Below are 22,863 nucleotides of genomic sequence, written 5' to 3' on the forward strand. Positions count from 1 at the left end.
TTACACTATTCTATTTGTAATTTGCAATAACTCCGGTATCTAGTTGAGCTTTAATGTTTAATTCAAAGTTTACTAAATCTAAAGTGTCTTTATCTGTAAACTTAGTAGTATTAGTTGGCATAATCCTCTTTCCAGTTTATATTCATTGTTTTTTTTCGAGGCAAAGTTATATTTGATTTATACAGTTTTTTGATTTATTTTTAACAATTCAGTATAATATATTATCTTTTTATTGAGTTTATTTGTTTTTATAGGTGAATATTTTATAGATTTATCCAAATATTACAATAATATGAAAGTTTTACCATTTAAAATTCCAAAGATTAAAAATCTAGGGTTAATTTATCAAGAAGATCAAGGAGTGCTATTTTATGATAAACTTCATCAACATGAAGAAATTCAGCTTTGTTATATTGTAAAAGGGGAAGGAACTTTAATTGTTGGTGATACTGTTAATGAATATCAATCTAATGATATATTAATTTTGGCAGGTAACCAACCTCATGTTTTTAAGAGTGATAATACAAAAGAGGCAAACTCATTTATGATTACACTTTTTTTTACAGAAAAATCTTTTGGAGAAACATTTTTTGAATTAGATGACTTTAAAGAGATTACACCTTTTTTTACTTTAGCTAAAAATAGTTTTAGAGTAAAGTCAAACCATAAAAAAATAAAGAAAATTTTTTTAAAATTACATAAGAGTAGAGATTTGATGAAATTTATAGGTTTTATTAAAATTATAGATATTATTTTAAAATCTGAAATAGAATCATTATCGTCATTTGTTAATCAAAAAAAATACACTGATAATGAAGGTAAAAGGATGCGAGATATAATGGATTATACATTAAGTAATTTTAATAAAAAAATTGAGTTAGATGATATTGCAGAAATTGCAAATATGACTTCAAATGCTTTTTGTAGGTATTTTAAGCAAAGAACAAATAAAACTTTTTTTACTTTTTTGAATGAGTTAAGAATTGAAACCGCATGTAAGCTGTTACAGAATAAAGATTATTCTATTATAGAGGTTTCTGAAAAATCTGGATTTAAAAATATTTCAAATTTTAATAGAAAATTTAAAGAATTGAAAAAAAAAACGCCATCAAATTATAGATTAAATTATTAAATTGACACTATTTATGAATTATAAATGTATTTTATATAAAATTAATGTTATTTCTTGTAACTCTTGGCTATATTTGAGCTCTATTATTAAATCAAAACACATGAGAAGAGTTTTAGTCCTTTTTTTCTTTGCATTTATAACAAAGATGTCAGCCCAAGAAACATTACCTATTTATGCTGATTATTTATCAGATAATGTTTATTTATTACATCCAGCAGCGGCAGGTATAGGAGATTGTGGAAAGTTGCGTTTAACGGCTCGTCAGCAATGGATTGGAGTTAAAAATGCACCTGCCTTACAAACTGCTAGTTTTCATGCAAAATTTAATGAGTATTCGAAAGCAGGTTATGGGTTGGTTTTATTCAACGACAAAAATGGATATCATTCACAAAAAGGTTTACAGGGTACATATGCTTATCATTTAGACATGGGTAATGATAATGTTTTTAAGCAATTATCTTTTGGTCTATCATTATCTTTAGTTCAAAATGAAGTTGACCAGACGAAATTTATAGGTGATCCAATGGTTGAACAAGTTATTAATAGTGATTTTTATTTTAATGCAGATTTTGGAGTTGCTTATCATTATAAAGGTATTTCATCATATTTTACAGTAAAAAATATAGCGTTATCTGCTAAAAATGATTTGAATCCAGATTTTGAATCATATAATATGAGAAATTACATTTTTGGTGCTGGTTACTTCTTTGGAGATAAAGATAAACTACAGTTTGAGCCATCAGCAATGTTTCAGTATAAAGAACAAACAGGGGAGAAGGTTACTGATATCAACTTTAAAGTATATAAACAATTAGATGCTACACAGTTATGGGCAACTTTATCTTATAGAAGAAGTTTAGATAGTAGTATTTTTGAAGATGCATCATACATAACTCCAATAGTAGGTTTAAACTATAAAAACTTAATGTTTGCTTATACTTATACTCAACAAATGGGTGATGTTGTGTTATCTAATGGTGGTTTTCATCAATTATCTTTTGGTCTTAATGTTTTATGTAGAAGTCGTAGAGCTTCAGCATGTCCTAATATAAACGGGAGTTTTTAAAAATTTAAATAATTAATATTTATCCCTTTATAATCTTTCAAAATAATATCTAGAACACTTTTTTCTTTATTAATGTAAAAAGTGTTGTAGATGTTTTTTTTTGTATCAGATAAAAGCTTATTGTCTTCTAGTATCTTTTTAGTTTGCTTTGCTACTGCTTCTCCAGAATCAATAATTATAACATTATTACCTACAATTTTATTTATTTGTGGAATTAAGTAAGGGTAGTGTGTACAGCCTAATACAATACAATCACAATTTGAAGATTGCATCAAGTTTAAATGACTATTTAATAAAGTTGTCATTTCAGTAGAGTTTATTTTACCATTTTCAATAAGCTCTACTAATCCATTTCCTACCTGTTCTATGATAGTAATTCTATGATTTATACTTGCGGATGTTTTTTCAAATAAGCTACTATTTAAGGTTCCTTTAGTGGCAAGTATACCTATAGTTCCTGTTTTGGTTTGTAAAGCTGCTGTTTTTATTGCTGGTTCAATACCTATAATAGGAATATTATAATTTAATCTTAAGTATTCAATTGCATTTGTTGTTGCTGTATTACAGGCAACAACAATTAGTTTACAGCCTTTATCAATTAAAAACTCTGTATTTTTAATTGATAAGTCAATAATTTCTTGTTTCGATTTTTCACCATAAGGAGCATTTTTACTGTCTGACAAGTAAATAGTACTTTCGTTAGGTAATAAATATTTAATTTCTTTCCAAATAGATGTACCTCCAATTCCTGAATCAAAAATACCTATAGGTTGTTGTGTTTTCATATTATTACAAAAATAAAAATCCTGCTGTATTCAGCAGGATTTTTATTTAAATATTTAAATAAAAGTTATTAGAAACCTAATTTAGCTTTCACAGCTCCATAGATATCTTCACCTTTTTCATAAACAATAAGTCCTTTACCAGGTGCAGCATCATATACGTAAATAATTCCTTTAGCCGCCGCAACATCTTTAATTGCTTGTTCAGCTTTCTTTAAAATAGGAAGTGTTTTTTCTTGATATTTTTTTTGCATTTCCTGTCCTGCAGATTGTTCAGCTTGTGTAATTCTTTGTCTGTCCTGTTGAACTTCTACAGCTCTATTTTGATTAACTTCTTGTGTTTGGCTTTTTCCTTCTGCTTCGTATTTTTTTATTTTAGCTTCTAGTTTTTTATACATAGCCTCAATATCATCACGATATGTTTTATTAAGTTTTTCTAATTCAGCTTTCATTGATTTAGTAGCTGGCATTTCTGATAATAACTTGTCTGTGTTTATATGTGCCGTTTTTTGTGCATTAACAACACTACCTAATCCAATTGTAAAAATTGCAACTAATAATACGGTTTTAAAATGTTTCATCTTTGTTTAAATTTAATTTATTGTCTTTATTCTTGATTTACTCTGTTTTCTTACTATTCTTTTTTAGCTTCTTCCAATTTTTTTCTTAAGGCATTTTTCTTATCTCTTAATAACTGTCTTTTATCTGCTCTCTCTTTTAACTTGGCTTTTCTTTTTTCTTCTATTTGTTTAATTCGGGCTAATCTATCAGATTGTTTTTTAGCTTTAAGGGTTTCTATTTTTTTGATTTTTTCTTTTTGGCTATCACTTAAGTTATCGTTTTTAAGTAATTCTTTTTTAGCAGCTATTTTATCTTTTTTCTCTTGTTTTTTCTGATCAATATTTATCATTTTTACAATAAGGTCGCTAATATCGTGTTTTTTATTTGAATATAGCATAACTAAATCACCTGATTTATCGAAAACAAAATCGTATTTTTTTCTGGAAGCAATAGTTTGAATAGCGCTATATACTTGGTCTTGAATAGGTTTTATTAATTGTTTTCTTAAATTATACATATCGCCTTTCGGTCCAAAATATAAAGATTCTAACCTACGTAAACCTTCTTGTTTTATAGTTATATCTTCTTCTCGTTCTTCAATTAAGTCTTTCGTTAAAATAATTTTCTCATTTATTAAATCAGTTTTTAAAACTTCTATAGCTCTTGCTTCTTTATCTAATTTTGTTTTCCATTTTTCTACTTTAGCATCGAGTGAGTTTTGAGCTTCAAAATATTCTGGAATATTTTGAAGAATGTACTCCATATCAATGTAAGCTATACGTTGACTTTTTTGCGCAATAATACTACTAGTAATAAATAAGAGAACGATTGATATAAAGTTTTTTTTCATCATGCTATAATGTATTTAGAAAAAATCGTGCCAAAAAAACACCCATATTTAAAATATAATTATTTTTAGAATTGTCTTCCAATAATAAAATGCGTTTGCCATCCTGATTTTTCTGTAAGACCAGGTAGAGGATCAAAACCATGTGCAAAATCAATACCTAATAAACCAAATGCTGGCATAAAAATACGTAGACCAACCCCGGCAGAACGTTTTATTTTAAATGGATTAAATTCACTAAAACTATTATAAGAATTTCCAGCTTCTAAAAACCCTAAAGTATAGATTGAAGCTGAAGGTTTATCTGTTATTGAGTAACGTACTTCCATTTGAAATTTATTATAAATAGATCCTCCTTCATTTTGACCATCTTCACCAACGGAAAGACTATTGTTTTCATAACCTCGTAACCCTACAGTTTCTCTACCATCTAATTGGCCTTGTGCAATTCCATCACCTCCTACAAAGTATCTTTCAACAGGTGTTAAACCTAGTTTTTTATTATAGGTACCTAGGTAGCCCATTTCAAAATTAGACATTAAAACTAGTTTGTTGTTTTTAGATAATGAAGTATACCACTTTCCTTTAGCTGATATTTTATAATATTCTAACCATTTGTATTTATCAGCTAAATAATCTCGTCTTTCATCATCTGTAGGGTAAATTGGTTCGATGTAATCTTTTCCATTAATTAATGAGTACGGTAAGGTTGCTTTTGCTTTTACTGTAAACTCTGAACCATACGAAGGAAATATTAAGCTAGGTCCTGTAGAGTTACGACTAAAAGCAACTGTATATGCTAGATTATTTAAAGTACCTTGATCTATAATATCATTTGATGAACCTACGCGATAACCATATTTATCTAACTTTATTCTTTGATAACTTAAATTTTGAGATAAAGAAAAATAATCATCAGGCCATTGTAAACGTTTACTTAATCCAATAGAAGCTCCTAATATACTTAAGCTTCTGTCTTTACTTACGGTGTTTGTATTATAGTCAAATTGATATTGGTTTGACAGATAAACAGAAAAAGATAAAGCTTGTGGTTTTTTACCACCTAACCATGGTTCTGTAAAAGAGAAACTATAAGTATTATAAGTTCTACTTGCTTGTAAACGTAGTGCTAATTTTTGACCATCACCCATTGGTAATGGTTTGTAAGCTTCTTTATTAAGAATATTTCTTATAGAGAAATTGTTAAATGATAAACCTAAAGTACCTATAAATGATCCTCCACCATAACCACCTTGAAGCTCTACTTGGCTACCTCCTTTTTCTACGACTGCAAAATCTATATCAGCTGTTTTATTTTGATAATCAGGTTTCACATCAGGACTTACATTTGCATCAAAAAAACCTAATTGACCAATTTCTCGAATAGATCTAATAATGTTTTCGCGACTAAATAAGTCTCCAGGTTTTACACGTAATTCTCTATAAATAACATGATCGTTCGTTTTTTCATTACCAGTTACTGTTACTTTTTTTATTGTAGCTTGTTCATCTTCACGAATACGAACTTCTACTGTAATAGAATCATTTTTAACTTTTGTTTCTACTGCATTTATCTGAGAAAATAAATATCCGTTATTATGATATAGTGTTTGAATATCTTGAGAAGAAGGTGTTCCGTCACCAGAAATACGTTCTTTTAAAACTTTACCATTGTAAACATCACCTTTATCAATACGTAAAAATTTTTCTAAGAATGTATTAGAGTAGTTTTTGTTACCAATAAATTTAATTTCAGCAAAACGGTATTGACGTCCTTCTTCTAGTGCGATTTCTAAATTAATGGTATTATCTTCATTCCAAGTAAGTTTGTCTGAAATAATGCGCGCATCTCGATATCCTTTTTCACTATATTTTTCAAGTATATTTTCTAAATCACTTTTATAATCATCTAAAATATATTTTGATGATTTCCAAAAACGACCAAAAGCTTTACGTTTTGTGTTTTTCATAACACCACGTAGTGCACTGCTTGTTATTGCTTTATTTCCAACAAAGGAAATTTTTTTGATTTTCACACGATTTCCTTTATCTACAAAAATATTCATACTAACAGTATTTACGTCAGAGGTATCTTTTTTTGTATCTAATGAAACTTTTGTTTTAAGAAAACCTTTATCTGTGTATTTTTTTTTAAGATAGTTTTTGGTGGTTACAAGTAAGTTATCTGTAACCATAGCTCCTTTTTTAAGGTCGGTTTCTTTTTTAAGGTCTTTCGCTTTAGATTTGCTAACACCTATAAAAGATACTTTGGTTAGTTGAGGTAGCTCAGTAACATCGAATAATAGGTAAACAGTTTCTTTGTCTTTTTTTGATAGATAAACGTCTACTTCACTAAATTGTTTGCTTTCATATAGCTTTTTAATAGCGCTTGTAAGTTTATCTCCAGGTAATTTTATTGATTGACCTTCAACTAAACCTGTGTATACTTTTATAGTTTGTTCGCTAAACTTTTGCAAACCACTAACAGATATTCCACCAAGTATATATTGCTCTCCTTTTTTATATGGAATTACGCTATTTGTGGTCGTACTATCTTTATTTATAGTGTTTTGTACTTGTGCATTCGCTGATAAAAAGGCGATTAAAAATACTGTTAAATAAGAATATTTACTCATTTGTCTCAATCTGTTCACTTGTTTTTCCAAATCTTCTCTCTCTGTTTTGGTAATCAATTATAGCGTCAAAAAAATGCCCTCTTCTAAAATCGGGCCATAATATGTCTGTAAAGTATAATTCAGCATATGCTATTTGCCAAAGTAAAAAATTACTTATTCTTAATTCACCACTTGTACGTATCAATAAATCAACGTCGGGCAAATTAAATGTATATAAATGGTTATTTATAATTTTTTCGTTTATTTTTTCAATATCAAGTTCGCTATTAACAACTTTTTTAGAAATATTTTTGATAGCATTAACAATTTCCTCTCTTGAACCATAACTTAAAGCAAAAGTTAATGTGATTTTATTATTAGTTTTAGTATCATCAATAACCTTAGCTAGTATTTTTTGTGCATTTTTAGGTAGGCTATCAAGGTTTCCTATAGCATTTACTTTAACATTTTTACGTTGAAACTCAGGAAGTTCTTTTTTTAGAGTGGTAACAAGTAAACTCATTAATGCATCTACCTCAAACTTTGGCCTGTTCCAATTTTCAGTAGAAAAAGCATAAAGAGTAATAAATTTAACACCTATTTCAGATGCTGTATCTGCAGTTTCTCTTATGGCCGTTAATGCATTTCTATGTCCAAAAACACGTTGCATTCCTTTACCTTTTGCCCATCTGCCGTTACCGTCCATAATAATAGCAACATGATTGGGTATTTTATGTAAATCAATGTGCTTTAGTTTTTCTATCATATTTATTCTGCTAGCCCTTTGTAGCAAGGAGGTCTTCCAAAGCTGTATACAATAGAAATACCAGTAAACATATACCAGTCATTCCCTGTACCGCCAAAGTTTAAATTATTAATTTTGTTAGTTGTGTAATCAATATCATCTACTAAAGTAATTCTAACCCCTGTTTCAAATGCTATAGCTAAATTATCATCTAGTCTTCCTTTTACTCCAATCCCTAGTGGTATAGAGTATGAAAAATTATTTTTTAATTTAATACTAGTTGCTGTTGATGAGCTTTCGTCAGGTATTTTATAATTAAAAACAGCTATTTCTGCTAATATATACGGTGAAAAGGTGGTTTTATAATTACTAATGTTATAGTCGAAGAAATTAAATTCTATACCTGCTGCTATTTCATGCAGGTTGTTAGAAAATTGGTATCCTCTGTTTTTTCTATACAGATTTTCTGAATGAGAGTCATTACCAGATACAGGAAGGTATGTGTAGGTGCCTCTTAAGGCTATTCTTCGATTTATATTGTATTTATAAATAATTCCACCTCCAATATCATTAGGTATTATATAGTTTGTTTTACCAATATCTCCAACATAGTTAGATCCACCAATAAACAAACCTACTTCATGAGTTTGTGATTGTATTGTAATTGCTAAAAGAGCAAACAGTATAAATAGTTTTTTTTTCTTCATTATAAAATAGCTTGCAAATATAGGTAAATGAATTTGCTTTAAAAAGTGAATAATCTTCCTTTTTTGATTAACCTTTTTTATCAAGTTTTATTGTGTTTCTTCTTTATTATAAAGAATGGTTTCTTGTATCTTCTCCCCAAAGAAGTTTACCTCTAAGTGTTTTTAAATGAGATTGATTTTCTAATAAAATGCTTTTGATAGTGAAAGAAGCTTTTTGTATCTTTATTTTAGTTCCTTCTGAAACAGTAGTAATACGTGAGTCTAAAGAAATAAGAAAATCTTTTTCTCGTGCACTAACTTCTAACTGAATTAAGGTTTCGTCAGGTATTACCATTGGTCTTGCGTTTAGGTTGTGAGGTGCAATGGGTGTAATAATAAAACTTTTAGCATTAGGTAGTATAACAGGCCCGTTGCAACTTAATGAGTATCCTGTAGAGCCTGTTGGGGTGGCTATTATTAGGCCGTCAGCCCAGTAGTTTGTTAAATATTCATTATTTAAATATGTTTTTACCCCAATCATAGAAGTGGTATTTCTACGTGCAATGGTTATTTCATTTAAAGCAAAATTTAATTCGTTAAACTCTTTTGCTTGTGGTGTTGTTTTTATTTGTAGTAAGGTTCGTTCTTGTATAGAGAATTTTTTGTCAAGTAATAATGTAACTGCTTCTTTTATTTGATCTTTTTGAACGGTTGCTAAAAAGCCTAGCCTTCCTGTGTTAATACCTAGTATAGGTATGTTTAAATCTCTTATGTAAGTTACTGCTCTTAATATAGTACCGTCACCACCAATTGAAAACATCATGTCAAAAGTATTTGATAAATCTCTGAAATGAGTGTATGTGGGATACTTTTTTGATAAAGAATTGTTAGCAACTAATAAATTATAAAAATCTCTTTCAAAAAAAACAACAATATTGTTTTGTTCTAATATTGATAGTAAAATTTTAATTTCTTTTTCTGCAGATATAGTATAAGCCTGTCCGTAAATAGCTACTTTTTTCAAGTGTAATAATGTTTTTAATAAGGTTTAAAAATTACATATCTAAGTATTTTCTTAAATAGGCAGCCCTGTCTTTTAATTCTTCTAAATAAAAATCATCTTCATGTCGTGTAATAACAGTGTAGTCGTATCTACGAAAAGTTTGAATAATTTCGTTAATATCTTCTGTAATTACTTTTAATGTTACTTGAATAGTATCTTGATTTTCTGAACAAATGTAGAAACCTAATAATTTAGCTTTATTTGTTTCTACTATTTGAGCAATTTGACTCATTGAATAGTCGTTTTTACTTTTACTTATAATTAAAGTTTCACTTTCATTATGTAAAAAAGGGCTATCGGCAAAAGCGTCTAAAATATCACTTAGTTCATAATAACCTATATAATTCATGTCTTTGTTTAGAACAGGTATTATATTGCAATCATTATCAGCAAATAAAACAATTAAATCAAGTAATGTAGCTTTTTCATTAGAATGAAAGTTGTCTAATAGATAAGTGTATTCACTAAGTTTATGTTCTTTGTTTTCAATAGTTTGAATGTCACTTTCGGGTAAACAACCTATTAATTTACCGTTCTCAACAATTGGAATGTGAGTTATAGGTAAGTTTTTACAAATGCTTTGAGCACTTTTTACAGTACTTTGTAAAGTAAGTGCTTTGATTTCCTCTAGTATAAAGTCGTTGATATTCATTAGTACGAATATAGTTTAAAATGTTTTAATGATTTATCTTTGTAATCTAATTTTATGAGATGACAAAGTTAAGCGTAAATATTAATAAAATTGCAACTTTACGTAATTCAAGAGGTGGTAATACTCCTAATTTATTACAAGTAGCAACAGATATAGAGAGTTTTGGTGCTGAGGGAATTACAATTCATCCAAGGCCCGACGAGCGTCATATTCGTTATCAAGATGCGTATGATTTAAAATCAATAGTAACTACAGAATATAATATTGAAGGAAACCCGATAGATAAGTTTATGAAAATGGTTTTAGAAATAAAGCCTACTCAGGTAACCTTGGTGCCAGATAGTATTGATACGTTAACATCTAATGCTGGTTGGAATACGGTAGTAAATCAATCTTATTTACAAGAAGTAATTACAGAGTTTAAAAATAACGGAATAAGAGCTTCAATTTTTATTGATACAGATTTGAAACTTATTGAAGCTGCAGCAAAAACGGGTGCTGATAGAATTGAATTATATACCGAAGAATTTGCAACGCAATATGCTTTAGGAAATAAAGATGCAATAAAACCTTATACTGATGCCGCTATTTTAGCAAATAAATTAGGTTTAGGAATTAATGCAGGACATGATTTAAGTTTAGATAATATCAAGTTTTTCAAAGAAAACATTCCGAATTTAGCAGAGGTTTCTATAGGTCATGCGCTTATTTCTGAATCTTTATATTTAGGATTGCAAAATGTAGTGAATATGTACCTTGATAGATTAAAAGGGTAATTATAAACTAAATTTAAATTAGTATATGCAAATTTTACATTCTAGAATAGTAGGAGCAGGCAAGCCTTTATTAATTCTTCACGGATACTTTGGTATGGGTGATAATTGGAAAACTCATGCGAATAAATTTGCAGAAGATGGTTTTGAGGTACACTTAATAGATCAACGAAATCATGGGCGTAGTTTTCATTCTGATCAATTTAATTATGAATTATTAGTAGAAGATTTATATAATTATATTCATCATCATAATTTAGAAAAAGTAGATTTATTAGGGCATTCAATGGGAGGGAAAACAGTCATGTTATTTGCAACGAAATACCCTGATTTAGTAGCTAAATTAATTGTAGCAGATATTTCACCTAAAATGTATCCGCCGCATCATCATGATATTTTAGAAGCATTAAATTCTGTTGATTTTACAGTGCAAAATTCTCGAAAATTAATTGATGAAAAATTAAGTTTTTTAATTCCAGAACCAGGGATTAGACAATTTTTATTGAAAAGTGTGTATAGAAAAACAAAAGAAGAACTTGCTTTTCGTTTTAATTTAAACTCATTAACAGAAAATAATAACGAGGTAGGAGAGGCTTTGCCTTCATTTACTGTTTTTGAAGGTGAAACTTTATTTTTAAAAGGAGAAAACTCAGGATACATTTCTGTAAATGAAGAACCAATTATTAGTGCACATTTTCCGAATTCAAAAATTGTAAGTATAGCAAATTCAGGACATTGGTTACATGCTGAAAATCCGAAAGATTTTTATGCTGAGGTAATTGATTTTATTCGATAAATTAATCATTATTATATTAAAATAATATTTATCAAAAAAACCGAAGTAATTTTACTTCGGTTTTTTTGATAAATACTTTAATAAAATGACAAAAAGTCATGGTTACTTAATAAATCAGACAAAAAAGAACTTATTTAATATTTGGTATAATTATAGCACTATTTAAATATATAAAACATTGACATTTTTAAATGTTTTATTAAAAATAAAAACAAATGAAAATATTTTTAAAAATATTATTAACAGCGTTAGCAGTTGTGATACTTGCAAGTGTATTACCTGGTATTTATGTGGGTAGTTATCTTACTGCAATAATTGTAGCTGTAGTAATAGCATTATTAAATATGTTTGTGCGTCCGTTATTAGTACTTTTTACATTACCTGCAACAATTTTAACTTTAGGGTTATTTTTATTTGTAATTAATGCTATAATTATATTATTAGCAGGAAACCTTATAATAGGTTTTGAAGTAAGCGGATTTTTTACAGCACTTTTATTTAGTATATTACTATCAGTATTCAGGTCTTTTTTATTTTCTTTATTAAAAGATGATGAAATATAACTGAAAACGAAAGAGTTAAACCTTTTGTGAAAAAGGTAAAAATAAACTAATTTTGCACCCGATTTTAAGAAAATAGATTTTACGATGAATATTACAAAACAAAACATAGACGCGTTAAACGCAGTTGTAAAAATAGATATAGTTGCTGAAGATTATCAAGCTAACGTAACTAAACAATTAGAAGCGCAACGTAAGAATGCAAATATTCCTGGTTTTAGAAAAGGTCAAGTGCCAATGGGAATGATTAAAAAGCAATATGGCCAGGCAGTAATGATTGATGAAGTAAATAAGGTTTTACAACAATCATTAAATAAATATTTAACAGAAGAAAAGTTAGATCTTTTAGGTAATCCTTTGCCAAGAATTAAAGAAGATTTTAATTGGGATGCCGAAGAATTTTCTTTTGAGTTTGAATTAGGGTTAGCTCCAGAGTTTGACGTGAATTTAAAGCCCGCAAAAAAGGTAACTCAATACAACATTATTGCTACTGATGAATTACTTGATAAAGAAGTCGAAAATATTCAGGTTCGTTTTGGTAATCAGTTACCAGTAGAAGAAGCTAATGATGATGCTAATGTAACAGGAGCTTTTGTTAATGAAGAAAAAGAAATTAATAAAAAAGCTACCGTTTCAGTAAAAGAAATTACAGGTGAAGCAAACTTAAAAAAGTTTGTTGGAGCTAAAGTAGGTGATGTTTTAGAATTAGAAACTAAAGGCTTATTTGCTGATGAACATAAATTACAAGAAGTTTTAGGGGTTTCTCATGAAGCTGTTCATGGTTTAGATATACCTGTTTCTTTTAAAATTGAAGAGATTACAAAAACAGAAGCGGCTACATTAGATAAAGAATTATTTGATAAGTTATTTGCTGACGGTAGTGTAAGCTCTGTAGCTGAATTAAAAGATAAAATTAAAGAAGACGCAGAAAAACAATTTGCACAGCAAGGAGATCAGCAATTATTAAATGCTATTACTGAAAACTTAGTTGAGAATACTTCATTTGATTTACCTAAAGAGTTTTTACAAAAGTGGTTGCAAACTGCAGGAGAAAAGCAATTAACAGTAGAGGAGGCAGCTGCTGAATTTGAAAAATCAGAAAAAGGCTTACGTTATCAATTAATCGAAGGAAAGATTATGAGAGATAACAATATTAAATTAGAATATGCTGAATTGGTAGATTATGCAAAAGGATTTATCCGTTCGCAAATGGCACAGTTTGGTAATATGAATCCCGAAGAAAAAGAATTAGACGATATTGCTGGTAGAGTATTGCAAAATCAAGAGGAGGCACAGAAGTTACAATCTCAATTAATTAGCCAAAAATTATTAGCTTTTTATAAAGAAAATATGACTTTTGACACAAAAGAGCTTTCTTATGAAGATTTTGTAAAAGAAGTATATAAATAATAGTTTTTTTATTGTTATTAAAAAAACCTGAATTTACATTCAGGTTTTTTTAGCCATAAAAACTACTAGAATACTAGTTAAATAGAACATAAATACTAGTCAAATACTAAAAAAATAGTTCTTATATTTACAACATTATAACCCAAAAAACATTTTTAGAATGGATTACGGAAAAGAATTCGAAAAATACGCAACAAAAGAGCACGGTATAAACAGTACATATTTAGGTAAAATAACAAGTAGTTTAACGCCATATATTATGGAAGAACGTCAAATGAATATTACTCAAATGGATGTTTTTTCTCGTTTAATGATGGATAGAATTATTTTTTTAGGTACAGGTGTTAATGACCAAGTAGCCAATGTAATTCAAGCACAACTATTATTTTTAGAAAGTGTAGATGCAAGTAAAGATATTTCAATATACATTAACTCTCCAGGAGGAGGTGTTTATGCAGGTTTAGGTATTTATGATACGATGCAGTTTATTAAGCCAGATGTAGCAACAATATGTACAGGTATGGCGGCTTCTATGGGGGCTGTATTAATGTGTGCTGGTGCTAAAGGAAAACGTTCGGCGTTACCACATTCACGTATTATGATTCATCAACCAATGGGAGGTGCACAAGGGCAAGCTTCTGATATGGAAATTACAGTAAAGCAAATTAGTATGTTAAAAACTGAATTATATGATATTATAGCAAATCATTCAGGACAAACTTTTGAAAAAGTACAAGAAGATTCTGATAGAGATTATTGGATGAAGGCTGATGAAGCGAAAGCTTACGGAATGGTAGATGAAATTTTAAAAAGAAAATAATTTTTCTTCATTATTATAAAAAAATGAGTTCTCTTTTTAATTTATAAAAAAGAGGCTCATTTTTTTATAATAATTAAGAATAACAAGTTAGTCAAATGTCGAAAGAAGAAAACTTACAATGTTCCTTTTGTGGGCGTAAAAAGTCAGAAACCGATTTATTAATCGCTGGAATGGATGCGCATATTTGTGATAAATGTATTGAGCAAGCTCATGGAATTGTAGAAGAAGAAGTGTCTGAAGCTAAAACAAGTGGCTTGTCTAAAGACTTAATACTGAAAAAACCGAAAGAAATTAAAGAGTTTTTAGATCAGTATATTATAGGTCAAAATGAAACGAAAAGAGGTATGTCGGTAGCTGTTTATAATCATTATAAGCGATTATTGCAAACTAAAGATGAAGAAGATGAGGTTGAAATTGAGAAATCTAATATTATTCTAGTAGGTGAAACAGGGACAGGAAAAACCCTCATAGCTCGTACTATTGCAAGGATGCTAAACGTACCTTTTTCTATTGTAGATGCTACTGTTTTAACACAGGCAGGATATGTTGGTGAAGATGTTGAAAGTATTTTAAGTCGTTTATTACAAGCAGCAGATTATGATGTAGAAAAAGCTGAACGAGGAATTGTTTTTATTGATGAGATTGATAAAATAGCTCGTAAAGGTGATAATCCATCAATTACTCGTGATGTTTCAGGTGAAGGGGTACAACAAGCTTTATTAAAATTATTAGAAGGTTCTGTTGTTAATGTAGCTCCTAAAGGAGGAAGAAAACATCCTGATCAAAAATTTATAGAGGTAAACACTAAAGAAATTTTATTTATAGCGGGTGGTGCTTTTTCAGGAATTGAAAGAATAATAAGCAAGCGTTTAAATATGCAAGCGGTAGGGTACAGTGCTTCAATTGATGATGATAAAGTAGATGACAATAATTTATTACAGTATATTATTCCTTCAGATTTAAAATCTTTTGGATTAATTCCAGAAATAATAGGGCGTTTACCGGTATTGAGTTATATGAATCCGTTAGATGCTAAAACATTACGTGCTATTTTAACAGAACCTAAAAACTCTATAGTTAAACAATATACAAAGTTGTTTGCTATGGATGGTATTGATTTTACTTTGACAGAGGATGCCTTGGGCTATATTGTTGATAAGGCTATTGAGTATAAATTAGGTGCTCGTGGATTACGATCATTATGTGAAGCTATTTTAACGGATGCAATGTTTGATATGCCTAGTTCTGAAGATAAATTATTAAAGGTTACAAAAGAGTATGCTGAATCTAAAGTAACCAAATCTGCTTTAAAAAAATTAAGAGCTGCTTCTTGAAAATTAAGTAAAGTATTATAGTTTATATAACAAAAGCCATCGATATCGATGGCTTTTGTTATATAATATTTTTAAGTAGCTATATATAAATTAGCATTGCATACAATGCTAATTTATAGGGTATGTTAGCCCCAATTGAAGCATTTGTTTGGCTCATCGAAGAGAGTATTGTGTTAAAGTAGGAAAAAGCTTCTATATATTAAGTAATATAATTATTCTATTAAATAATTAATTCGCTTGTTATGGGTTTTAATCCATTTTGATATTTCAGCTGAAGGTATACCGTGTTTAGTTGTTAATTTGTTTTTAATACTTTCTAAATAGGCTTCATTTAATACAGCAGCTTCAAATTCTTTAACAATTTGTTGTTTTATTTTTTCAGAATAGTTTTTAATAATAGGTTTTTGTGTTGTTGTTGTTGTTGTTGTTGTTGTGACAATGGTAGTTTTTATGTTGTTTGAAGTGTTTTTTTTAGTAGTGCTATAAACAGCTTTGTTGTCTTTATACCATCCTGTAGGTATGTTGTTTAGTTGGGTTTTGTTAACTAGTATGGTGTTAATTTTATTACCAGAAGCATCTAAGCTTTTAAGCTTTGTACATCCTTTAACATCTAAATATGTTAGCTTATTAAAACTAGTATACAAACTTTCAAGTTCTGTGTTGTTTCCAATTATTAAGTTATTTAATTTATTGTTATCACAACTAACGTATGTTAATTCGGTATTTTTACTAAGATCTAGTTTAGTTATTTTATTGTTGTTGCAATTTAAAAAGGTAATAGAGGTGCTTTTTGATAAGTCTAATTTAGTAATATTGTTATCAAAACAATCTAAACGTTTTAAGTTAGGAAAGCTTTCAAGACCTGTTAGATCTTTAATTTTTGAGTGTACATTTGGTAGTAGTTTATTAGTTATTGGGTTGTTAATGTTTAAGTTAACAACATATTTTGCGTCACTAACTAAAATACTTCCGTTTAAACCGTTAGAATCAATTTTTAAATCAATTAAACATTCTTCTAGTCCAATATCAGGTATTCTAATGGTTTCTTGAGAGTTTACATTTAAAATAAAAAGGATTATAAAATAAAAAGGTATACTTATTTTCATGTATGTGGGGGTTTATAACAAAACTATATATTTAAAGTTTTGTTAGCAACTAAATCAGGTATGATTTTATTAATAAAAAGATTTCTAAATCGAGTATATTTGTAACCTGTATTCTACATTATTTATGATAACCCAACACACCATAGAAAAAGTTTTTGAAGCTGTTCAAGTAGCTGAAGTAATAGGCGAGTTTGTACAATTAAAAAAATCAGGAAGTAGTTTTAAAGGTTTAAGTCCATTTACGGATGAAAGAACACCTTCATTCATGGTATCTCCAGTAAAGCAAATTTGGAAAGATTTTAGTACTGGAAAAGGCGGTAATGCTGTTTCTTTTTTAATGGAGCATGAACATTATACTTATCCGGAAGCTATTAAGTGGTTGGCTAAAAAGTATAATATTGAAATAGAGGAGACTGAGCAGTCAGATGCTCAAAAAGAGCAAATGAATGAGCGAGAAAGTATGTTTTTGGCTTCAAAATTTGCGAAAGATTATTTTCATGATGTATTAATGAATACACAACAAGGAAGAGCTATAGGTTTGTCATATTTTAAAGAAAGGGGGTTTAGAGAGGATATTATTGAAAAATTTGACTTAGGATACTGTAAAGATGAATGGGATAATTTTACGAATGCAGCTTTAGCAAAGGGGTATGATTTAAAGTATTTAAAATCAACAGGATTAACGATTGTTAAAGAAGGTGGAATAACTGATAGGAAGTTTGATAGGTTTAAAGGGCGTGTAATGTTTCCTATACATAGTATGTCTGGTAGAATTTTAGGTTTTGGCGGTAGAATACTTACCAACGATAAAAAAGCAGCAAAATATTTAAATTCACCAGAAAGTGATATTTACCATAAAAGTAAAATTTTATATGGAATTTATCACGCAAAGAAAGAAATAGCTAAACAAGATAATTGTTATTTAGTTGAAGGCTATACGGATGTTATTTCTTTTTATCAATCAGGTATTGAAAATGTAGTAGCCTCTTCAGGTACAGCACTTACAGCAGATCAAATTAGGTTGATAAACAGATTAACTAAAAACATTACGGTTTTATTCGATGGAGATGCCGCTGGAATTAGAGCGTCTATTAGAGGGATTGATTTAATTTTAGAGCAAGGAATGAATGTGAAAGTAGTTTCGTTTCCTGAAGGAGAGGATCCTGATAGTTTTGCAAAAGCACATTCTACTACAGAATTAAAAGAATATTTAAATCAAAAAGCGCAAGATTTTATTGAATTTAAAGTTTCTTTATTAATGGAAGAAGCAGCGAATGACCCTGTTAAAAAAGCAGGGTTGATTCGTGATATTGTTACCAGTATTTCTAAGATTCCTGATGGTATTCAGCGTGAAGTGTATGTGCAAGAATGTGCTCGTATTATGGATATTTCTGAGCAAGTATTGTTTAGTGAGTTAGCTCAATTAATTAACAAAGGCTTAGTAAATGTAAATAAACAAAATAGTCGTCAAAATTCTAATCAGCCATTATTAGAAGGAGCACGTCAGCAGGGGGCGATGGGAGTGGTTAAAGGAGGGTTGGCTGCTCGTGAAAAAATAAATCAATTACATATTCTTGAAAGAGAAATTATTAGAATATTGTTGTTGTATGGTAATGAGGTGGTTGAGTTTGTAAACTGGGTTGATGGTGTTGATGATAAAGGACGTCCTATTTTAGAAAAAGAAGAATATCAAAATACAGTTTCAAATGAGTTATATTTAAATTTACAAGAAGATGAAGTTGAGTTTGCAAATGAGCTTTTTAAATCAACATATTATCAATTAGTACATCAATTAAATCAAGATGAAAAAATATCTATAGATCAATTGATAATGCATGAGAATCAAGAAATTTCTAGCTTAGTTACTAATATTTTAATGGATGAAGAAAAATACTCTTTAAGTGATTGGGGACGTAAAGAAATTTTTGTTACTGAAACTACTAAAATACTTCCTAAATTAGTTTCAGATGCTGTTTTAAACTTACGAAGAATATTAATTGAAGAAAAAATTAAAGAGATAATTCATGAGGTACAAACGCAAAATGCTGTACTCAATTTAGAAGAAATAACTAATTATACAGACTTAAAAAAACGCCTTTTTGAAAAATTAAATAGGGTGGTTTAATTTATTTTTAGGGTGTTTTACCCCTTTTATAGCCCTGTATTTTTTTTTAATTTTGAATCAGAAAAGAAAAAAAGGGGGATTTTGTTATGAAAAAAATAGTACAGTTTTTAGATCTTTTTAGAATGTTAATAATATTACCTTTAAAAATATCAGATGGAAACAAAAAGGAGGCTTATCAGCAAATTAAACGTCGGTTAATAGAGGTAAACTTACTTTAAATTGCTAGGTATTTCACAGACAGGTATTGGAATCATTTTGTGTTGATTTATTCGATTTAATCGATTATAAATGTTAAATACTTCTAATTCTCTGTTTGTGAAATCGCTTTCTTTTTTACCAATATTTTTCATTTTCATAGCCCACTCTAGTTCATCATAAGAAGCGCCAATTTGATCTTCATCAGTTCTACTATCACCAAAAAGTCCGTCAGTAGGTTGTGCATTTTGTATAGATGTTGGAACGTTTAAATGTGCTGCTAAAGCATATACTTCTGATTTTACTAAATCGGCAATAGGACTTAAATCAACACCTCCATCACCATATTTTGTGTAAAAACCTACTCCAAAATCTTCCACTTTATTACCAGTACCAGCTACTAATAATCCATGTAAACCTGCAAAATAATACAAGGTTGTCATGCGTAAACGTGCACGTGTATTAGCTAATGCTAAATTAGTTTTATCAGAAACTTTAATTTTAGGTACAACTGTTTTAAAGTTTTCAAAAGTACTTGTTAAATTAACCTCAATTTCATTTACATTACTGTAACGCTCCTTTAATTGTTTAATATGTTCATTAGCTCTATTTACTTGGTTTGCTGCTTGATGAATAGGAAGCTCAACACATAAGGTTGTTAGTCCTGTTTTAGCACATAATGTTGAGGTTACAGCACTATCTATACCTCCTGAAACACCTACAACAAAACCATTTACACCAGCTTTAATAGCATAATTTTTTAACCATTTTACAATGTGCTCTGAAACTTTAGGTGTATTCATAATCAAATGTTTTTATAAAAGTTTATATCAAAATGGTATAAACTATTTTAGTAATTTTGGCGTTGTAATATTGAATGTAAATATAATAAACTTCATGAGAAAAATTTTAGCACTTTGTGTTTTAGTTTCAACTTTAATATCTTGTAAAAAAGAAACCGATTTTAATTTAGTAGTTGATGTATCTAATATAACTGTTAATGTTATTGTTGATAGATTTGATATTGATTTTTATACTACAAAACCAAATGATTTAATAAGTACTAAAAGAAAGTATCCGTTATTATTCCCTTCTCAGCCAGATAGTGTTTGGATAAATAAAATTAATAATAAAGATGAGCGTGAATTATATCAGGAAACACAAAATGTATTTTCTACGTTTAATGATGTAACGTCTAACTTAACATCATTATTTAAGCATGTGAAATATTATAATCCAAAATTTAGAAGCCCTCGGGTAGTAACTATGTTAACTAATATAGACTATGATAATCGAATTGTATATGCTGATAGTTTATTATTAATATCTTTAGATGCTTACCTTGGTAAACAACATCGTTTTTATAATGATTACCCTGCGTATGTAAAACAAAATAATGATAAAGAACATATAGTTGTTGATGTAGCAAAATCAATTATAAGTTCACAAATGTTTTCAGCGAAGCAACGTAGTTTTGTAGATAAGATGATTTATAAAGGAAAAAAAATGTATTTATTAGATGCTTATTTACCTACAGTATCTGAGAATGTAAAAATAGGGTACTCTCTAACTAAGTTTAATTGGGCAAAAAGTAATGAAGAACAAATTTGGAAGTATTTTATAGAAAAAGAAATGCTGTATAGTACTAGTAAAGAGCTTGATAAACGCTTTTTAGATATCGCTCCTTTTTCAAAGTTTTACATGGATGAAGATGTTCAATCACCTGGTAGAATAGGGGAGTATATTGGTTGGCAAATAGTACGATCGTACATGCAAAAGAATGATGTATCTTTGCAGCAATTATTACAGAAAAGTGAAGAAGAAATTTTCCAAAAATCAAAATATAAACCAAAGAAATAATGGCAATAGAGCACACTTCTAAAATAACGTTTACAGTAGGGTTAGACGAGAATAAAATTCCGGAAAAAATTTCATGGAATGCAGAAGATGGAGGAATAGATAACGAGCCATCTAAAGCAATTATGTTATCTGTTTGGGATCATAAACAAAAAGATACCTTACGAATGGATTTATGGACTAAGGATATGCCTGTTGATGAAATGAAACAGTTTTATCATCAAACATTAGTATCAATGGCAGGGTCATTTGAAAGAGCTACCAATGATGATAAAATGGGGGCTACTATGAGAGATTTTTGTGATTATTTTGCAGAAAAATTAGAATTAAAAAAATAAAAAAAGCAGCTTTTAAGCTGCTTTTTTTAATCAATATGGTTATTTATTTGCTCAATGATAAATTGATAATCGTTAAAATTATTTACAAAATCTAAATTTGAAACATCAATAGTTAATATGTTTAAATTTGGTTGAGTTTTTATAAAATGATTATATCCTGTATTTATGTTATTTAAATACGTAGTGTTTATATTTTGCTCATATGCTCGACCTCTTTTTTTTATATTTTCAAGTAAGCGAGTTGTATTTTGGTATAAGTATATATACAAATCGGGCTTTCTAATTTCTTTATACAGTAAATCAAACATTTTTCGGTACAATTTATACTCATCTTTAGACAAGGTGATTTCTGCAAAAATTAATGATTTAAATATATAATAATCTGAAACAATACAGTTTTTAGGTGAGTTAAATTTAGTTAAGTCATCTGTTAACTGCTGATACCTGTCGGCTAAAAAACTCATTTCTAATACAAAAGCATAACGCTCCTTATTTTGGTAAAATCTAGGTAAAAAAGGATTGTCAACATAGTGCTCTAAAACAACTTCAGTATTAGAGCTTTTAGATATTTTATGAACTAATGAAGTTTTACCTACACCAATATTTCCTTCAATAGCAATATAATTGTATTTTTTTTTTATTGTAATAGGTTTAATTAACTGTTTTTTAATACTAGTAATTGTAGAGTTGTCAGTACAGTTATTTAAACAAATGGTCAGTTGTTTTTTAGTTATAGGGTGCACTATATTATTAGCAATTTCAACTAATGGCACTAAAACAAACTTACGGTCTAACATTCTAGGATGTGGAATAATTAGGTTTTTAGTAAAAATAACCTCATTATCAAATAATATAATATCTAAATCTATAATCCTATCGGCATATCCATTTTTATTTTTTCGAGCCCTTCCTAAATCACTTTCTATAGCAAGTAGTTTTTCAATTAAGTTTTCAGGCGATAAAAAAGTAGTAACTTTAATGCAGGTATTGTAAAAATAAGCACCTTTAAAACCTAAAGAGGGCGTTTCATATATCGAAGCAATTTTTTTGATTGTTCCAACTTTGCTTGCAATTAAATTAACTGCGTTTTGAAGATTTTTAAATCTATTACCTTCATTAGTTCCTATAGATAAATAAGTTGTTTTTTGTGTTTTCATGTGCCAATTGCAAAGAAAAATAAAAGTAAGGTAAAAAAAGTATAAATAAGTTTTTATTTAATTGGTAAGCTTAATTTGTTTTAGAATTATTTCAAATTGAAAACACGTTAGTTAAAATGTTAGTTTGAAAAGGCGCTATTTTTGATTGATGTTTGAATATTGTTAATTTAAGTGATTTTTGATATGTAAAAGAGAGTGAAAATTAGTATATTTTAATTTACAAATGAATCCATTATTGTTTTT

At 28.6% G+C, this 22,863-nt stretch carries 23 protein-coding genes; 12 read left to right on the forward strand and 11 right to left on the reverse strand.

Annotated elements, in window-relative coordinates; genetic code table 11:
• Positions 1-292: 292 nt before the first annotated feature.
• Together ACN5J4_RS08985 and ACN5J4_RS08990 are read left to right on the forward strand one after the other, a co-directional pair.
• Positions 293-1,132, forward strand: coding sequence for an AraC family transcriptional regulator (locus tag ACN5J4_RS08985; protein ID WP_418649668.1), 840 nt, complete (start codon positions 293-295; stop codon positions 1,130-1,132).
• A 100-nt stretch (positions 1,133-1,232) separates the two neighbouring features.
• Positions 1,233-2,198, forward strand: coding sequence for a type IX secretion system membrane protein PorP/SprF (locus ACN5J4_RS08990; RefSeq protein WP_418649669.1), 966 nt, complete (start codon positions 1,233-1,235; stop codon positions 2,196-2,198).
• Here the strand turns inward: ACN5J4_RS08990 and murI are convergent.
• The 8 genes from murI to ACN5J4_RS09030 form a co-directional block, all read right to left on the reverse strand.
• The gene (gene murI, locus ACN5J4_RS08995) at positions 2,195-2,983 is read right to left on the reverse strand and encodes a glutamate racemase (RefSeq protein ID WP_418649670.1); all 789 of its coding nucleotides are present in this window, start codon (positions 2,981-2,983) and stop codon (positions 2,195-2,197) included. The two genes, ACN5J4_RS08990 and murI, sit on opposite strands and share 4 nt — an antisense overlap.
• A gap of 68 nt (positions 2,984-3,051) precedes the next feature.
• Positions 3,052-3,561, reverse strand: coding sequence for an OmpH family outer membrane protein (locus tag ACN5J4_RS09000; RefSeq protein WP_418649671.1), 510 nt, complete (start codon positions 3,559-3,561; stop codon positions 3,052-3,054).
• 53 nt (positions 3,562-3,614) lie between these two features.
• On the reverse strand, positions 3,615-4,394 hold the full coding sequence (locus tag ACN5J4_RS09005) for an OmpH family outer membrane protein (RefSeq protein ID WP_418649672.1): 780 nt from the start codon (positions 4,392-4,394) through the stop codon (positions 3,615-3,617).
• Between the two features lie 62 nt (positions 4,395-4,456).
• Positions 4,457-7,024, reverse strand: coding sequence for an outer membrane protein assembly factor BamA (gene bamA / locus ACN5J4_RS09010; protein WP_418649673.1), 2,568 nt, complete (start codon positions 7,022-7,024; stop codon positions 4,457-4,459).
• A complete protein-coding gene (locus tag ACN5J4_RS09015) occupies positions 7,017-7,766 on the reverse strand; it encodes an isoprenyl transferase (protein ID WP_418651159.1) in 750 nt (249 codons plus the stop codon). The genes bamA and ACN5J4_RS09015 overlap by 8 nt, the downstream gene beginning before the upstream one ends.
• A gap of 5 nt (positions 7,767-7,771) precedes the next feature.
• On the reverse strand, positions 7,772-8,455 hold the full coding sequence (locus tag ACN5J4_RS09020) for a DUF6089 family protein (protein WP_418649674.1): 684 nt from the start codon (positions 8,453-8,455) through the stop codon (positions 7,772-7,774).
• 106 nt (positions 8,456-8,561) lie between these two features.
• Positions 8,562-9,458: an NAD kinase gene (locus ACN5J4_RS09025; protein WP_418649675.1), complete on the reverse strand. Its 897-nt coding sequence runs from the start codon at positions 9,456-9,458 to the stop codon at positions 8,562-8,564.
• Between the two features lie 31 nt (positions 9,459-9,489).
• Positions 9,490-10,149: a CBS domain-containing protein gene (locus ACN5J4_RS09030; RefSeq protein WP_418649676.1), complete on the reverse strand. Its 660-nt coding sequence runs from the start codon at positions 10,147-10,149 to the stop codon at positions 9,490-9,492.
• Between the two features lie 59 nt (positions 10,150-10,208).
• On the opposite strand from ACN5J4_RS09030, the gene ACN5J4_RS09035 reads away from it, so the two are divergent.
• The 6 genes from ACN5J4_RS09035 (at position 10,209) to clpX (ending at position 15,842) form a co-directional block, all read left to right on the forward strand.
• Entirely contained in the window at positions 10,209-10,925 is a 717-nt protein-coding gene (locus tag ACN5J4_RS09035) for a pyridoxine 5'-phosphate synthase (protein ID WP_418649677.1), read from the forward strand.
• Between the two features lie 25 nt (positions 10,926-10,950).
• Positions 10,951-11,718 (forward strand): alpha/beta fold hydrolase, encoded by a 768-nt coding sequence (locus tag ACN5J4_RS09040; RefSeq protein WP_418649678.1) that lies wholly within the window; start codon positions 10,951-10,953, stop codon positions 11,716-11,718.
• Between the two features lie 215 nt (positions 11,719-11,933).
• A complete protein-coding gene (locus ACN5J4_RS09045) occupies positions 11,934-12,281 on the forward strand; it encodes a phage holin family protein (protein ID WP_418649679.1) in 348 nt (115 codons plus the stop codon).
• An 84-nt stretch (positions 12,282-12,365) separates the two neighbouring features.
• Entirely contained in the window at positions 12,366-13,688 is a 1,323-nt protein-coding gene (gene tig / locus ACN5J4_RS09050; RefSeq protein WP_418649680.1) for a trigger factor, read from the forward strand.
• Between the two features lie 160 nt (positions 13,689-13,848).
• Positions 13,849-14,508, forward strand: coding sequence for an ATP-dependent Clp endopeptidase proteolytic subunit ClpP (gene clpP / locus ACN5J4_RS09055; protein ID WP_418649681.1), 660 nt, complete (start codon positions 13,849-13,851; stop codon positions 14,506-14,508).
• A 95-nt stretch (positions 14,509-14,603) separates the two neighbouring features.
• Entirely contained in the window at positions 14,604-15,842 is a 1,239-nt protein-coding gene (gene clpX, locus ACN5J4_RS09060; protein ID WP_418649682.1) for an ATP-dependent Clp protease ATP-binding subunit ClpX, read from the forward strand.
• Positions 15,843-16,054: 212 nt separating this feature from the next.
• Here clpX and ACN5J4_RS09065 read toward each other — a convergent pair whose 3' ends face one another.
• Entirely contained in the window at positions 16,055-16,948 is an 894-nt protein-coding gene (locus tag ACN5J4_RS09065) for a hypothetical protein (protein WP_418649683.1), read from the reverse strand.
• A gap of 124 nt (positions 16,949-17,072) precedes the next feature.
• On the opposite strand from ACN5J4_RS09065, the gene dnaG reads away from it, so the two are divergent.
• Both dnaG and ACN5J4_RS09075 read left to right on the forward strand, forming a co-directional pair.
• Positions 17,073-19,073, forward strand: coding sequence for a DNA primase (gene dnaG / locus ACN5J4_RS09070; RefSeq protein ID WP_418649684.1), 2,001 nt, complete (start codon positions 17,073-17,075; stop codon positions 19,071-19,073).
• 86 nt (positions 19,074-19,159) lie between these two features.
• Positions 19,160-19,291, forward strand: a complete 132-nt coding sequence (locus ACN5J4_RS09075; RefSeq protein ID WP_418649685.1) for a hypothetical protein — start codon at positions 19,160-19,162, stop codon at positions 19,289-19,291.
• On the opposite strand, the gene nadE is transcribed toward ACN5J4_RS09075, so the two are convergent.
• The gene (nadE, locus tag ACN5J4_RS09080) at positions 19,283-20,071 is read right to left on the reverse strand and encodes an NAD(+) synthase (protein WP_418649686.1); all 789 of its coding nucleotides are present in this window, start codon (positions 20,069-20,071) and stop codon (positions 19,283-19,285) included. The two genes, ACN5J4_RS09075 and nadE, sit on opposite strands and share 9 nt — an antisense overlap.
• A 94-nt stretch (positions 20,072-20,165) precedes the next feature.
• On the opposite strand from nadE, the gene gldB reads away from it, so the two are divergent.
• Both gldB and gldC read left to right on the forward strand, forming a co-directional pair.
• The gene (gene gldB, locus ACN5J4_RS09085) at positions 20,166-21,128 is read left to right on the forward strand and encodes a gliding motility lipoprotein GldB (protein WP_418649687.1); all 963 of its coding nucleotides are present in this window, start codon (positions 20,166-20,168) and stop codon (positions 21,126-21,128) included.
• Entirely contained in the window at positions 21,128-21,463 is a 336-nt protein-coding gene (gene gldC, locus ACN5J4_RS09090; RefSeq protein WP_418649688.1) for a gliding motility protein GldC, read from the forward strand. Before gldB ends, gldC begins: the two co-directional genes overlap by 1 nt.
• A 26-nt stretch (positions 21,464-21,489) precedes the next feature.
• Here the strand turns inward: gldC and folK are convergent, their stop codons facing one another.
• The gene (gene folK / locus ACN5J4_RS09095) at positions 21,490-22,620 is read right to left on the reverse strand and encodes a 2-amino-4-hydroxy-6-hydroxymethyldihydropteridine diphosphokinase (RefSeq protein WP_418649689.1); all 1,131 of its coding nucleotides are present in this window, start codon (positions 22,618-22,620) and stop codon (positions 21,490-21,492) included.
• Between the last annotated feature and the right edge of the window lie 243 nt (positions 22,621-22,863).

The sequence above is a fragment of the Tenacibaculum aestuariivivum genome, assembly GCF_964507685.1.
Lineage (GTDB): Bacteria > Bacteroidota > Bacteroidia > Flavobacteriales > Flavobacteriaceae > Polaribacter > Polaribacter aestuariivivum.

Excerpts from the sequence above, each read along its gene's own strand:
- ACN5J4_RS08985 (WP_418649668.1), top strand. The coding sequence starts at position 293 with ATGAAAGTTTTACCATTTAAAATTCCAAAGATTAAAAATCTAGGGTTA.
- ACN5J4_RS08990 (WP_418649669.1), top strand. The coding sequence starts at position 1,233 with ATGAGAAGAGTTTTAGTCCTTTTTTTCTTTGCATTTATAACAAAGATG.
- murI (WP_418649670.1), bottom strand. The coding sequence starts at position 2,983 with ATGAAAACACAACAACCTATAGGTATTTTTGATTCAGGAATTGGAGGT.
- ACN5J4_RS09000 (WP_418649671.1), bottom strand. The coding sequence starts at position 3,561 with ATGAAACATTTTAAAACCGTATTATTAGTTGCAATTTTTACAATTGGA.
- ACN5J4_RS09005 (WP_418649672.1), bottom strand. The coding sequence starts at position 4,394 with ATGATGAAAAAAAACTTTATATCAATCGTTCTCTTATTTATTACTAGT.
- bamA (WP_418649673.1), bottom strand. The coding sequence starts at position 7,024 with ATGAGTAAATATTCTTATTTAACAGTATTTTTAATCGCCTTTTTATCA.
- ACN5J4_RS09020 (WP_418649674.1), bottom strand. The coding sequence starts at position 8,455 with ATGAAGAAAAAAAAACTATTTATACTGTTTGCTCTTTTAGCAATTACA.
- ACN5J4_RS09030 (WP_418649676.1), bottom strand. The coding sequence starts at position 10,149 with ATGAATATCAACGACTTTATACTAGAGGAAATCAAAGCACTTACTTTA.
- ACN5J4_RS09035 (WP_418649677.1), top strand. The coding sequence starts at position 10,209 with ATGACAAAGTTAAGCGTAAATATTAATAAAATTGCAACTTTACGTAAT.
- ACN5J4_RS09040 (WP_418649678.1), top strand. The coding sequence starts at position 10,951 with ATGCAAATTTTACATTCTAGAATAGTAGGAGCAGGCAAGCCTTTATTA.
- ACN5J4_RS09045 (WP_418649679.1), top strand. The coding sequence starts at position 11,934 with ATGAAAATATTTTTAAAAATATTATTAACAGCGTTAGCAGTTGTGATA.
- tig (WP_418649680.1), top strand. The coding sequence starts at position 12,366 with ATGAATATTACAAAACAAAACATAGACGCGTTAAACGCAGTTGTAAAA.
- clpP (WP_418649681.1), top strand. The coding sequence starts at position 13,849 with ATGGATTACGGAAAAGAATTCGAAAAATACGCAACAAAAGAGCACGGT.
- clpX (WP_418649682.1), top strand. The coding sequence starts at position 14,604 with ATGTCGAAAGAAGAAAACTTACAATGTTCCTTTTGTGGGCGTAAAAAG.
- ACN5J4_RS09065 (WP_418649683.1), bottom strand. The coding sequence starts at position 16,948 with ATGAAAATAAGTATACCTTTTTATTTTATAATCCTTTTTATTTTAAAT.
- dnaG (WP_418649684.1), top strand. The coding sequence starts at position 17,073 with ATGATAACCCAACACACCATAGAAAAAGTTTTTGAAGCTGTTCAAGTA.
- ACN5J4_RS09075 (WP_418649685.1), top strand. The coding sequence starts at position 19,160 with ATGAAAAAAATAGTACAGTTTTTAGATCTTTTTAGAATGTTAATAATA.
- nadE (WP_418649686.1), bottom strand. The coding sequence starts at position 20,071 with ATGAATACACCTAAAGTTTCAGAGCACATTGTAAAATGGTTAAAAAAT.
- gldB (WP_418649687.1), top strand. The coding sequence starts at position 20,166 with ATGAGAAAAATTTTAGCACTTTGTGTTTTAGTTTCAACTTTAATATCT.
- gldC (WP_418649688.1), top strand. The coding sequence starts at position 21,128 with ATGGCAATAGAGCACACTTCTAAAATAACGTTTACAGTAGGGTTAGAC.
- folK (WP_418649689.1), bottom strand. The coding sequence starts at position 22,620 with ATGAAAACACAAAAAACAACTTATTTATCTATAGGAACTAATGAAGGT.